This window comes from Tsukamurella ocularis (assembly GCF_024807615.1).
Lineage (GTDB): Bacteria > Actinomycetota > Actinomycetes > Mycobacteriales > Mycobacteriaceae > Tsukamurella > Tsukamurella ocularis.
On the sequence record NZ_JANUCJ010000004.1, the window covers coordinates 291,764 to 304,324 of the forward strand.

Below are 12,561 nucleotides of genomic sequence, written 5' to 3' on the forward strand. Positions count from 1 at the left end.
TCCGGTGGGGGCTCGGCCGTCCCCTGCGCGGCGCGGATTCGCCATCGAACGCCGCCTCTCCCACGCTGAACGCCGGGTTTCCCTGACGTACGCCTGCTCGCGCGAGGCGGCGGCGCCTCGCCGCAGACGTATGGGGCCATGCGCCGCGCGCATGGCCCCACCGCTGATTCACGCCTCTCACCGGCGAAGACGTAGGTATGTGCCGTGCGCATACCGATCGGCAGCGACGACCGGTGCCGCCGAAGCGCCGCAACCGCCGTGCCCCGCTCCGCCGCGCCCTCCGGGCCGAGGCCGCCGGCTCAGGCCAGCTCGCCCGCGACCTGCTCCGCGGCGGCCACGAGCGAGCCGGAAGCGGCGAGCTCGACGACGGCCTCGATCTCCGGGGCGAGGTAGCGGTCCGTACCGGGACCCTCGACGCGGCTGCGGATGAGATCGCGGACGGCGCCGGTCGCGGCGGCGGGCTGCAGCGGCGCGCGCATGTCGATGGCACGGGCCGCGGTCAGCGCCTCGATCGCCAGCACACGGCTGAGGCCGTCGATCGCGCGACGCAGCTTCCGCGCGCCGGACCAACCCATCGAGACGTGGTCCTCCTGCATCGCGGAGGAGGGGATCGAGTCCACCGACGACGGTGCCGCGAGCCGCTTGAGCTCGGAGACGATCGCCGCCTGCGTGTACTGCGCGATCATGTGGCCCGAGTCGACGCCGGGATCGTCCGCGAGGAACGGGTTCAGCCCGTGGTTGCGTGCCTTGTCCAAGAACCGGTCCGTGCGCCGCTCGCTCATGGATGCCACGTCGGCGGCGACGATGGCGAGGAAGTCGAGCACGTAGGCGACGGGTGCGCCGTGGAAGTTGCCGTTCGACTCCACCCGGCCGTCGAGGGTGATGACGGGGTTGTCCACCGCGGCGGCCAGCTCGTACCCGGCCACGGTCTCGGCGTGCGCGACGGTGTCGCGGGCGGCGCCGGTGACAATCGGGGCGCAGCGCAGCGAGTAGGCGTCCTGCACCACGGTGGTGTCCTCGCGGTGGCTCGCGACGATCGGTGAGCCGTCGAGCAGGCGCGTCATGTTCGCGGCCGCTACGGCCTGGCCGGGCTGCGGCCGCAGGGCCTGCAGGTCGGCGGCGAAGACCCGGTTGGTGCCCATGAGGCCCTCCACGCTCATCGCCGCGGTGATATCGGCGAGCTTGAGGAGGCCGCGCAGGTCGTGGCAGGCCATGACCAGCATGCCGAGCATGCCGTCGGTGCCATTGATGAGGGCGAGGCCCTCCTTCTCCTCCAGCACCACGGGCTCGATGCCGGCGGCGGCCAGGGCCTCCGCGGCGGGGGCGAGCGCACCGTCGGACGTACGGACCGTGCCCTCGCCGATCACCGCGAGCGCGCAGTGCGCCAGCGGCGCGAGGTCGCCCGAGCAGCCCAGGCTGCCGTACTCGTGCACGACAGGGGTGATGCCGGCGGTGAGCAGCGCTGCGTAGGCCTTCGCGACCTCGGGGCGGACGCCGGTGCGGGCGGTGGCCAGCGTCGAGAGGCGCAGCAGCATGAGGCCGCGGATCACCTCGCGCTCGACCTCGGGCCCGGAGCCGGCGGCATGCGAGCGGATCAGGCTGCGCTGCAACTGCTTGCGCAGCTCGGTAGGAATGTGCCGGGTGGCGAGCGCGCCGAAGCCGGTGGAGACGCCGTAGACGGGCTCCGGGCTGTCGGCGAGCGCGCGGATGTGCGCGCGGGTCGCGGCCATCGCGTCCAGCGACTCCTGCGACAGCTCCACGGCGGCGCCTTCGCGGGCGACCCGTAGGACGTCCTCGGGGCTGACGGGGCCGAGGCCGACGGTGACGGTGCTCATCAGATCTTCTCCATTTCGATCTTCGGGGTGCGGGGGAGGAGGCCGAACGCGACGGCCAGAATGACCAGCCAGGCCGCGCCGACGTAGAGGGCGACACGGGTGTCCGCGTGGAACCCGAGGAGGACGGTGACGAAGACGAGGAAGGCCATCGTGATCAGCTGGCCGTAGGGCCACAGCGGCACGGGGAACTTCAGGCCGGCCTCCTGTTCGGGCGTCATCGAGCGGCGCGCCTTGTACTGCGCGGCCAGGATCATCAGCCAGACGAAGATGGTGGCGAAGGTGGCGATCGAGGCGATCACCGCGAAGACGTTCTCCGGGATCAGCCAGTTCAGGACGACGCCCACCAGCAGCGCGCCGGCCATGATGACCACGGTGAGATACGGGACACCGTTCCGCGAGACCTTGGTCAGGGCCTGCGGCGCCTGCCCGCGCTGCGCCATGCCGTAGAGCATGCGGCCGGCGCCGAAGACGTCGCTGTTGATCGCGGAGAGTGCCGCGGTGATGACGACGACGTTGAGCACCGCTGCCGCGGGGCCGACGCCCAGGGCCTCGAAGATCTGCACGAAGGGGCTGCGGTCCTTGGTGATCTCATTCCACGGGATGATCGCCATGATTACCGCGAGGGTGAGTACGTAGAACAGCAGGATGCGGATCGGCACCGTGTTGACGGCGCGGGGGATGGTCTTCTCCGGATCCTTCGCCTCCCCGGCGGTGATGCCGATGATCTCGCTGCCGCCGAAGGCGAAGATGACGATGGCGAAACAGCCCAGAAAGCCGCCGAGACCGGTGGCGAAGAAACCGCCGTTCGACCACAGGTTGGACACGCCCTGCGAGGTGTCGTGCAGTCCGAAGCCGAAGATGAGGACGGCGATGCCGCCGCCGATCATCGCGATGATCGCCGCGATCTTGATCAGGGTGAACCAGAACTCGAGCTCGCCGAAGGTCTTGACGCCCACCAGGTTCACGGCGGCGATGAAGAAGATGATCGACAGCACCCAGATCCAGCGCGGCACGTCGGGGAACCAGAATCCCATGTACACGCCGAACGCCGTGACGTCGGCGAGCGCCACCACGATCATCTCGAAGATGTAGGTCCACCCCGTCATGAAGCCCGCGAGCGGGCCGAGGTTCGCGGAGGCGAACTCGCCGAACGAGCCGGCAACGGGATTGCGGACGGCGAGTTCGCCGAGGGCGCGCAGCACGATGTAGATCGCCGCGCCGCCGATGATGTACGCGACGAGGACCGCGGGGCCGGCCGACTGAATGGCCGACGCGGAGCCGTAGAACAGGCCGGTGCCGATGGCGGAGCCGAGGGCGATGAAGCGGATGTGGCGCGCGGACAGGCCGCGGACCAGGGTGGAGCCGAGGTCGCTCACGGGGACTCCTTAACGGGCGAGCGGAGGTGTGTGGCGAATCACACCTGATATGTATAGCGCTGTCTATACAAATCTGCAAGACCTTGACCGGTGCGGATCCGGCAGCGCTGTACTTAGCGGACCAGAACCGTCGCCACGATGCCCGCGAGGTAGCCCAGTCGCGCCACCTCGGACGGGCGGAAGTCGGGGCCTCCCGGGCGTCCGACGAGGACCACCTTGCCGATCGCGCCGAGCGGCGCGGCGGCCAGCTTGGTATCCAGCTGCTGCCAGGCCTGCGGCACCCAGTCGGCCTCGGCGTCGAGTTCGACGGGCCCGCCGAGCGGCAGGAAGTCGAGATGCTCGGGCGGTGTCTCCGGCAGGCCCGACGAGCCGAAGATGGGCCACGGTGTGTCCGCGGCGTTGCTCAGCACCGCGCACCAGCCCACCCGCAGCACGCGCGGCACCTGATCCGCCAGCATCTGCAGCTGGTCGTGCCCGGCCCCCGCCACGTGATCGATGAGCTCGAGCTCACGGTGGGTGTCCAGCACGTCGGCGTACGGGCGGATCGAGTCGACCGTGATCCCTTCGAGGGACTCCGCCGCCGTGATCAGCGTGTCCGGGAGCGACTGCGGTCCGAGGTCCACGACGATGTCGTCGACCGCGAAGCCCTCGCCGCGCTCCACGACGTCGAGCGAGAGGATGTCGGCGCCCACTGAGCCGAGGGCCACGGCCAGGGAGCCGAGGCTGCCGGGACGGTCGGTGAGGCGGACACGCAGGAGGTAGGACACGCCTCCGATTGTGGCACCCGGCCCCGCGTCGCGCTGATCCTGCCCGGTCTCGCAGGGTGTCTCCGCGCACCGAGACGGACGTCGGCAAGATCACACCGCCCCGGTTGGTGTCCCGGAGCTTCCGCCTCGACACTGGTACGCATGCCCCACACCGAGACCCGGTCGGAGGCAGGAGCGGCCCACAAGGCCTCGCTGACCTCCGTCGCCCGACGCATCGCCCCCGGCCGCGAACACGAATTCCTGGCCTGGACCGACGCGGGAATCGCCTTGGCCCGTACCTACCGCGGCTTCCTGGGCGGCGGATGGGTCCGTTCCGCGGACGACCCCGAGCTCTACTTCGTGATCTACCGCTTCGCCTCCGACGAGGAGCTGGAGGACTGGCAGAGTTCCCGCGTGCGCAAGCACTGGCTGGAGCGGTGCGAGGGTCTCGCCGTCGAGACCGCGACGCACCGTCTCTCCGGGATCGAGGGCTGGTTCTCCCCCCAGTCCGACGGTGCCGGCCCCGTCGCGGCCCCCGTGGCGAAGGTTCCGCCGCGGTGGAAGCAGGCCGTCGCCATCTGGCTGGGCTTCTTCCCGCTGTCGTTGCTGATCAACTTCCTGGTGCTGCCGCACCTGACCTTCCTGCCCGCGCACGGCTGGGGCCTGATGGGCCGCACCCTGATCGCGACGCTGATCAACACCCCGCTCATGGTCTTCCTGGTGCTGCCGTGGGTGACCGCGAGGATCAAGCCGTGGCTGGAGCGACGTTCTCTCACCTGATCTCGAGCTGAGCAAGAACGGTCAAGCGGCGGCGGGGTCCGGCGGTCGATACTGTTCCCATGTCCGAACCCGCCGATCCGCTGCGCCGACTCCTCGAGGCCGTCCTCGCTGATCCGCACGAGAGTCTCGACGCTATGGCAGCAGGCGCACACAGCTCGCTGCATCACTTCGCCCGGCAGGTGCGCGCCGGCGCGGGCGAATCGCCCGTCGCCCTGCGTCGCCGGGTGCTGCTCGAGCGCTCCGCCTGGCAGTTGCAGCGCGGATCGACGGTGACCGACGCCGCCTTCGGCGCGGGGTACGAGTCCGTCGAGGGGTTCATCCGGGCCTTCGCCCGGGCCTACGGGCATTCGCCCTCGCAGCTCCCGGCCACCGTCGGGCACTGGCTGCCATCGCCGAACGGCCTGCACTTCCACTCGCCGACGGTGCTCTACGTCGAGGACGGGCACGAGGAGTCCACGGGGGACGTGCTGGCGCTGCAGGTGCAGCACGACGCGGCCGATATCGGTGCGCTCCTGGACGCGGTCGCGGGACTGTCGGCCGAGGAGTACCGGAAGGTTCGGCTGCCCGGGTCGTCGCCGCGCCACTGGGACGGACCGGACGAGTCCCTCTCCCAACTGATGTGGCACCTCGTGCACAGCGCCGAGCCCTGGCTCGCGACGATCGCGGGCGACGCCGAGCCTCAGCGCGATCCCGACGCCGATCCCGATGTTCTTCGCGCGCACCACGAGCGGATCTCGCCGCGGTGGCTGGGCCTGATTCGCGACATCGGACGACGTGGCGCGTGGGGCGATCGCGTGATCGACGCGCTCTGTGATCCGCCCGAGTCCTTCCTGCTCTCGCAGATCGTGGTGCACGAGCTGACCTTCTCCGCGCACCGTCGGCTGCTGGTGCGCTGGATGCTGGCCGATGTCGGCGTCGCCCTCGACACCCCCGAACTGGACCCCGATCCCATCATCTGGCACCGACGCGTCACCGGAGGAGCATCGTGACCGCCTACTCGTACTACACCGCTTCCACGCTCGACGGTTTCCTTGCCGACGAGAACGACAGCCTGGACTGGCTGCTCAGCCAGCCGATCGACGACGGCGGGCCGATGAACATCGAGGAGTACATGACCGGCGTCGGCGCGATCGTGATGGGCTACACCACCTACCAGTGGGTGGTCGATAGGGTCGAAGCCGGCGACGAACCGTGGTACTACGCCGACTACGCGGTGTTCGTGTTCACCCACCGGGAGCTGGACCCGATCCACCCCGGCGTGCGCTTCGTGGCGGGCACCCCGGCCGAACTCCGCGCGACGATCGAGGAGGCCGCAGGGGAGAAAGGCGTGTGGGTGGTCGGCGGCGGCGACCTTGCGGCGCAGTTCGCTGAGGCGGGCATGCTCGACGAGGTGATGATCAGTTACGCGCCCGCTACCGTCGGGTCCGGGCGGCCACTCTTCCCGCGCGCCTTCGACTTCGAGCTGATCGAGTGGGCGCGCAACAAGGCCTTCCTCTGCGGCCGTTACCGCGTGGTCGGGGCGCGGTCCGCCGCGTCGTAGTCGGCGCGGGCCAGATGCACCGCGTGCATCGAGGTGTTGCTTTCCGGGACCGAGCCCCGGACGGACCGGATCTGGTCCGTATCAGTGTCGGTCCGCGCCGACGGGGCCGGCCTGGCGACCCTGTCGCCCTCGCCGTCCAGGGCGTCCTCGTTCCCCGGGGCGCGCCACCGTGCCGCTTGCGCGATTCGACGAGGCGCCGGCTGCGGCAGCGATGTGCGGCGCGCGGAGTCAGGTGGTCGTGACGGTGCGATGACGCCGTGTGCGGGCGCCGGCCCGCGCCGCCTAGGATCTAGGGCATGTCTGCCATCTCCCGGGACGAGGTCGCCCATCTGGCGCGCCTGTCGCGCCTCGCCGTCACTGACGAAGAGCTCGACGTCTTCGCCACGCAGCTCGATTCGATCCTCGAGCACGTCAAGGTGGTGACGGAGGTCGGCGACGCCGACGTCGCGCCGCTCACTCTGCCGGTCGGCAACATCAACGTGAACCGGGCCGACGCACCGTCGGGCAGCCTGACGCCGGAGGAGGCGCTCTCGGGCGCCCCGAACCGCGAGGGCGACCGCTTCGCCGTGCCGCGCATCCTGGGGGAGGAGTGACCGTGACCGACCTGCGAGCTTCGAACGAGATCACCGGCGCCACCGCCGCCGACCTGGCCGCCCGTATCTCCTCGGGGGAGCTGAGCTCCGTCGAGGTCACCCAGGCACATCTGGACCGGATCTCCGAGGTCGACGGTGACCTCGGCGCCTTCCTGCACGTCTCCGGCGAGGGGGCCCTCGCGGCCGCGCGCGCCGTCGACGACGCCCGGGCCCGCGGCGAGCAGCCCGCATCCGCACTGGCCGGCGTGCCGCTGGCGCTCAAGGACGTCTTCACCACGACCGACGCGCCGACCACCTGCGGCTCCAAGATCCTCGAGGGCTGGACCGCGCCGTACGACGCGACCGTCACCGCGAAGCTGCGCGCCGCCGGCATCCCCATCCTCGGCAAGACCAACATGGACGAGTTCGCGATGGGCTCGTCGACGGAGAACTCGGCCTACGGCGTGACCCGCAACCCGTGGGCCGCCGACCGCACCCCGGGCGGCTCCGGCGGCGGCAGCGCCGCGGCGCTCGCCTCCCACGAGGCGCCGCTGGCGATCGGCACCGACACCGGCGGCTCCATCCGCCAGCCCGCGTCGCTGACCGCCACCGTCGGCGTGCGGCCGACCTACGGCGCCGTCAGCCGCTACGGCCTCGTCGCCTGCGCGTCGTCGCTGGACCAGGGCGGGCCCTGCGCACGCACCGTCCTCGACACCGCGCTCCTGCATGAGGTGATCGCGGGGCACGACCCGCGCGACTCGACCTCGCTCGACGCCGCGGTGCCCGACGTCGTGGCCGCCGCCCGCGCGGGGGCCTCCGGCGACCTCAAGGGCGTCCGGGTGGGCCTGGTGAAGGAGTTCGGCGCCGACGGCACCGAGGCCGGCGTCCAGGCGTCCTTCGAGAAGGCCGTGCAGCAGCTGCGCGACCTGGGCGCGGAGACCGTCGAGGTCTCGCTGCCGACGCTGCAGTACTCGCTGGCCGCGTACTACCTGATCCTCCCGTCGGAGGTCTCCTCGAACCTCGCCCGGTTCGACGCCATGCGTTACGGCCTCCGGTCGGGGGACGACGGCACGCACTCCGCGGAGGAGGTCATGGCGCTCACCCGTGAGGCCGGCTTCGGCGCGGAGGTCAAGCGGCGCATCATGATCGGCACCTACGCGCTGAGCTCCGGCTACTACGACGCCTACTACGGCAGCGCGCAGAAGGTCCGCACCCTGCTGGCCGCGGACTTCGCCAAGGCGTACGAGCAGGTCGACGTCATCGTCTCGCCGACCACCCCCACCACAGCGTTCAAGCTGGGGGAGAAGGTCGGCGATCCGCTGGCGATGTACTTGTTCGACCTGTTCACGCTGCCGACGAACCTGGCAGGTCACTGCGGCATGTCAGTGCCGTCGGGCCTCTCCAGTGATGACGGCCTGCCGGTCGGCCTGCAGATCCTGGCGCCCGCGCAGGCGGACGACCGGCTGTACAAGGTGGGCGCGGCATACGAGGCCGCCCGCGGTCCCGTCGCCTGACGGTGCTCCGACCCACCCGACCGACTACGCGGCCGGGTGGAGGTGGGTGGTGACGCCCAGCATGTTCCAGGTGTTGATGGTGCCGACGGCGACGAGTAGATCGGTGCGGCGCTCCTCGCCGAGGAGGCGGCCGGCCTCGTCCCACAGGGCGTCGTCGACCGCGTCGATGCCTCCCGTGAGGCGCTCGACGAAGGCGAGCGCGACGCGCTGCGTCTCGTCGAAGAACGGGCTCTCCTCCCACGCGGCGACGCCGTAGATGGTGCGGGTGGGCGTGCCCAGCCGCTCGAGGTCGCTCGCGTGCATGTCGACGCAGTACGCGCAGCCGTTGATCTGCGAGGCGCGCAGCTTGACGATGTCGTACAAGACCTTGCCGAGCGACTTCGCCAGCCGTCCGTCCAGCGCGACCAGCGCCTTGTAGGTCTCGGGCGACGACGTGGCTCCGGGGGTGCGGCTCATGGTGGATTCCTCTCAATAAATGGATATTCAATGTCCAGGTTTTGGGCCCTGGGGTCTCTGGGGGTGTGGAGCGGACTTCAGGCGCCGCCGAAGTGGCGGCGGGCCGCGTCGGCGACCCGCCGCGGCGTTGCGTCCGACAGGTCGGCGATGGAGGTGGCGGCCAGCTCGCGGCGCCAGGCCAACTCCGCGCCGCGCATGGCGTGGGCGATGCCGCACGGCTGCGAGAACTCGCTGCGCGGTTTGCCCTCGTTCATGCCGCGCTGCCGGATCTCGGTGCAGGCGAAGGCCGACGTGCCCCCCTCGATGGCCGCGACGACGTCCATCAGGGTGATCTCGGACGCGGGTCGGGCCAGCCGGATGCCGCCCCGACGGCCGGGGAGGGACTCGGTGATCCCGTTGCGCGCCAGGGCCTGCAGCTGCTTGCCGAGGTAGGCGGCGGGCAGGTCGTAGGATTCGGCGAGCCGCGAGGCGGGGACGGGGGTGATGCCGCCCTCGTCGAGCCAGTGCAGCAGCACGCACGCGTGTGCCGCCCACTCGACGCCTTCGTTCATTCGCATACCGACTCCTTAACCTGGATACAAAGTATCCGGTTAAGCCGCGGCGGGCAAGCCCTCCCGCGCGACGAGGTCGGCGACCAGCGCCGAGCCTTGGCGCTCGTCGTAGCGGTGCCCCAGCCCGGGCGGCGGGGCTGTGGCGCCCAGCAGGTCGACGGTGGCCTGGACGAACGAGAGCACGGGCAGCCACGGCGGGCGCGGTGTGGCGCGGCCGGACCCGGACGCGGCCCGCTCCGGCGGCGCGACCAGCAGCCGTGAGGACCAGACGCCCACCGGATCGGAAGCGTTGAGCTGCGCGGGGCCCGTGATCGCCACGCCCGCCGGCGTGCCCACCTGCAGCGTCGCCGCGATCGGTGCGTGGAGCTCCGCCGCCCGCCGCTGTGCGGCGAGGACGCCCACGGTCCCGAGGCTCTGCCCGTACACCCGGACCGGGGTCGACGGTGCCCGCCGGTGCAGCTCGTCGATCAGGGCCGCCGTATTCGCGGCGGCGGCGTTGCGGTGCAGGACGAAGGACTGCCAGCTCGGCATCTCCGTGTACTGCACCGCGAGGATTGCGCTGTCGCCGTGCAGCGCCTCCTCGACACCCCGCACGAAATGCGGGTCCACCCATCCGGACCCGGTCGGTACCGCGATCACCACGGCCCGACGAGCGAGGCCGCCCGCGGCGATGAGCCGGTCCACCGCCACCGCGGCGCGGGCGGCGGGGGAGGCGCCGTCGGCGAGCGAGGCGTACGCCCGTACGCCCTGCGACGACGACTCGATCCTCACGAAACGCTCGGCGTACGACGCGGTCTCCGCGGACGTCGCGGTCGCGGGCCAGGCGATCCCAGCGACGACGGTGACCGCCGCAAGGGCGCCCGCGGCGGCCCGCGCCCGGACGGGCCACAGTGCAGCTATCGCCAGCGGTGCGGCCGCCACCGCGAACGCGAGCGCGGCGAAGGCCATCGGCCCCACCGGATCCGCGCCGGCGGCAGCCCTGAGGTGGTTCTGCCACAGCACCCATCCGACCAGCGCAGCCGACCCGAGGTACAGCGCGACCCGGCCGCCACCGTCGGACACCGCGCGCCGCCTGACGATCGCCCAGCCGACCAACGCCCCGATTGCGCCGAACAGCAGGCACACCACGATCTGCACGACGACGGTGCGCGGCAACTGGTTCGGGAACAGCGCGCACGCCACGCCGACCGCGTAGCCCGTGAGCACCCCGCCGCGGATGCGCGGCGGCGCGATCACAGCCGTTCCCCGCCCGTGAGCCAGCTGGTGACGAGCTCGCCCGCGGACTCGGCGCGCGGCGGACCGTCGTGCTGGCGCCAGGTATTGGCGCGCACCGCCATCACCGTCAGCCCGGCGATCTCGGTGCAGTGGCGGCGCTGGGCGATGGGGCGCGCGGCGCAGGCGGCGGCGAGCCGGTCGGCGAAGGTGTCGTCGATCCGGCGCCGCGCCCAGCCACCCAGCGGGCGCCCGGCGGCGTCGGCGTGCCGCAGCAGGTCGTAGCCGAGGTCGTGCGCCTTGCACGGCGCGTCGAAGTCGGCCGGCAGGCGGACCACCGACGAGCAGTCGCCGTGCGGGTTCACCGCGTATCCCGGCCCGGCGGCCGCCGCGTATCCCAGCGTGCGGGGCACCGTGCGTACTTGGTCGGCGGGGTCCAGCGCGGGATCGGTGATCGCGCGGACGGCCACAGCGGTCGCGGCGTCCTCGCGCTCGGCGGTGTCGCCCGCAGCGGCGGGGAGGGAGATCCCGAACGAGAGGGGGACGGCGAGGACGGCTGCGGTGGCGAGCATGCGGCGGTTCATGACAGCGACGCTAGGAACGCCGAACGGACGCGCGGATCGGCTGCGCGAGGGGTTCGATATCACCCGGAAGTATGAGGACGCCGAGCGCGCGGTGCACCTAGCGTTTCCTTTCATGAGGACGACCACGAAGAGGATCGAGCGGATCGGACGCGCCACGGTGCGCGCCAGCCGCTACCTGGATCAGCAGAGCGCGTTGCACATCGCGGACCCGAACGGCTCGCTGCACGACACCCCGCTCGGGAACTTCCTGCGGCGCAAGGTCAACTGGCTGTTCCTGATCGTCGCGCTGATCATGTGGGCCGTCGCCTGGCCCACGTTGAACGAGCAGTTCACCGTCCCCGCGGCGCTCTTGCCCATCATCAGCGGGCTGTCAGTGCTGCCGATCGCCGTCGCCTGGGCGCATCCGCGCGCCGCCTGGGGGATCGTGGCCGGAACCGCGCTCGTGTTCCCGATGCTCTGGTTCGACCAGAAGCAGGACTGGCAGTGGAACTGGCAGGTCTCGCTCATCATCGCACTGCTGGTGACCAGCTGGATCGTCTTCCTGCGCGCCACGCCGCTCGACGCGATAGCGGTGGCCGCGGCCACCGCCATGCTGTTCTTCGTGAACGCGCAGGCCGGCACGGGCGGCGGCTGGGTGGCCGGGATCATGGTCTCGCTCGTGGTGATCCTGTTGCTGCGGCTGGCACTGCAGTCTCGGTCGCGGCTCGAGGAGCAGACCGAGGTGAGCGAGCTCGAGCGCGGCCGCCGCGCCATCCTCGAGGAACGCACCCGCATCGCCCGCGACCTGCACGACATCGTTGCGCACCGAATGTCGCTCGTGGTGGTGCAGGCCCAGACCGCGCAGTACCGCGTGCCCGACGTCTCCGAGCGCGCCCGGGCGGAGTTCGACGGGATCGCCGTTTCCGCCCGCGAGGCTCTCAACGAGGTCCGCGCCCTGCTCGGCGTGCTCCGTCTTGACGACGCCTCCGCCGATCTCGCCCCAGCTCCAGGCCTCGGTGGGGTCGACGAGCTCATCGACGGTGCCCGCGCGGCCGGGGTCGTCGTCGAATACCTGCCGCTGCCCGATCCGTCGGCGATAGGCGAGAGCACGGCCCTCGTCGCCTACCGCATCGTGCAGGAGTCGATCGCGAACGCCACCCGGCACGCGCAGGGCGCCGCGATCACCGTCGCGCTCACGCTCGACACCGGAACCCTCAACCTGAGCATCGAGAACGGCCCGCGGACCTCCGACGCCGATCTCGGCGGACCCGGTCTGGGCCAGGGCATCCCCGGCATGACCGAGCGGGCCCGCACCGTCGGCGGCTCCCTGTCGGCCACGCCGACGGCGGGTGGCGGGTTCGCGGTCCGCGCGTCGTTCCCGGCGCGCCCCGACGGTGCCACCGCCTAGGCTGGGTG

13 protein-coding genes are annotated in these 12,561 nt (G+C 71.5%); 6 read left to right on the top strand and 7 right to left on the bottom strand.

Translation table 11 applies throughout. The features are described from left to right. Window positions 1-299 precede the first annotated feature (299 nt). From hutH to HNP44_RS17820, 3 genes are all read right to left on the bottom strand, one after another. Window positions 300-1,835 (bottom strand): histidine ammonia-lyase, encoded by a 1,536-nt coding sequence (gene hutH / locus HNP44_RS17810; RefSeq protein WP_259142611.1) that lies wholly within the window; start codon window positions 1,833-1,835, stop codon window positions 300-302. Beyond that, window positions 1,835-3,211 carry an amino acid permease gene (locus HNP44_RS17815; protein WP_259142612.1) on the bottom strand — a complete coding sequence of 459 codons (1,377 nt, stop codon included), beginning with the start codon at window positions 3,209-3,211 and terminating at the stop codon, window positions 1,835-1,837. The genes hutH and HNP44_RS17815 overlap by 1 nt, the downstream gene beginning before the upstream one ends. A gap of 113 nt (window positions 3,212-3,324) precedes the next feature. Next, entirely contained in the window at window positions 3,325-3,978 is a 654-nt protein-coding gene (locus HNP44_RS17820; RefSeq protein ID WP_259142613.1) for an amino acid-binding protein, read from the bottom strand. Between the two features lie 141 nt (window positions 3,979-4,119). Between HNP44_RS17820 and HNP44_RS17825 the strand changes: the two genes are divergently transcribed. From HNP44_RS17825 to gatA, 5 genes are all read left to right on the top strand, one after another. Then, window positions 4,120-4,737: an antibiotic biosynthesis monooxygenase gene (locus HNP44_RS17825; RefSeq protein ID WP_259142614.1), complete on the top strand. Its 618-nt coding sequence runs from the start codon at window positions 4,120-4,122 to the stop codon at window positions 4,735-4,737. Between the two features lie 59 nt (window positions 4,738-4,796). Next, the gene (locus HNP44_RS17830; RefSeq protein ID WP_259142615.1) at window positions 4,797-5,726 is read left to right on the top strand and encodes a helix-turn-helix domain-containing protein; all 930 of its coding nucleotides are present in this window, start codon (window positions 4,797-4,799) and stop codon (window positions 5,724-5,726) included. Next, window positions 5,723-6,277, top strand: coding sequence for a dihydrofolate reductase family protein (locus HNP44_RS17835; protein ID WP_259142616.1), 555 nt, complete (start codon window positions 5,723-5,725; stop codon window positions 6,275-6,277). Before HNP44_RS17830 ends, HNP44_RS17835 begins: the two co-directional genes overlap by 4 nt. Before the next feature lie 296 nt (window positions 6,278-6,573). Beyond that, window positions 6,574-6,870, top strand: a complete 297-nt coding sequence (gatC, locus tag HNP44_RS17840; protein WP_259142618.1) for an Asp-tRNA(Asn)/Glu-tRNA(Gln) amidotransferase subunit GatC — start codon at window positions 6,574-6,576, stop codon at window positions 6,868-6,870. Continuing rightward, the gene (gene gatA / locus HNP44_RS17845) at window positions 6,867-8,363 is read left to right on the top strand and encodes an Asp-tRNA(Asn)/Glu-tRNA(Gln) amidotransferase subunit GatA (protein ID WP_374758800.1); all 1,497 of its coding nucleotides are present in this window, start codon (window positions 6,867-6,869) and stop codon (window positions 8,361-8,363) included. The genes gatC and gatA overlap by 4 nt, the downstream gene beginning before the upstream one ends. A gap of 24 nt (window positions 8,364-8,387) precedes the next feature. Here gatA and HNP44_RS17850 read toward each other — a convergent pair whose 3' ends face one another. The 4 genes from HNP44_RS17850 to HNP44_RS17865 all read right to left on the bottom strand — a co-directional run bounded on the left by HNP44_RS17850 (window position 8,388) and on the right by HNP44_RS17865 (window position 11,166). Next, the gene (locus HNP44_RS17850) at window positions 8,388-8,819 is read right to left on the bottom strand and encodes a carboxymuconolactone decarboxylase family protein (protein ID WP_259142622.1); all 432 of its coding nucleotides are present in this window, start codon (window positions 8,817-8,819) and stop codon (window positions 8,388-8,390) included. A gap of 77 nt (window positions 8,820-8,896) precedes the next feature. Continuing rightward, window positions 8,897-9,376, bottom strand: coding sequence for an RrF2 family transcriptional regulator (locus tag HNP44_RS17855; RefSeq protein ID WP_259142623.1), 480 nt, complete (start codon window positions 9,374-9,376; stop codon window positions 8,897-8,899). A 33-nt stretch (window positions 9,377-9,409) separates the two neighbouring features. After that, entirely contained in the window at window positions 9,410-10,606 is a 1,197-nt protein-coding gene (locus HNP44_RS17860) for an alpha/beta-hydrolase family protein (RefSeq protein ID WP_259142625.1), read from the bottom strand. After that, window positions 10,603-11,166 (bottom strand): hypothetical protein, encoded by a 564-nt coding sequence (locus HNP44_RS17865; protein ID WP_259142627.1) that lies wholly within the window; start codon window positions 11,164-11,166, stop codon window positions 10,603-10,605. The genes HNP44_RS17860 and HNP44_RS17865 overlap by 4 nt, the downstream gene beginning before the upstream one ends. 112 nt (window positions 11,167-11,278) lie before the next feature. Between HNP44_RS17865 and HNP44_RS17870 the strand changes: the two genes are divergently transcribed. Then, the gene (locus HNP44_RS17870) at window positions 11,279-12,553 is read left to right on the top strand and encodes a sensor histidine kinase (RefSeq protein WP_259142628.1); all 1,275 of its coding nucleotides are present in this window, start codon (window positions 11,279-11,281) and stop codon (window positions 12,551-12,553) included. Window positions 12,554-12,561: the final 8 nt, after the last annotated feature.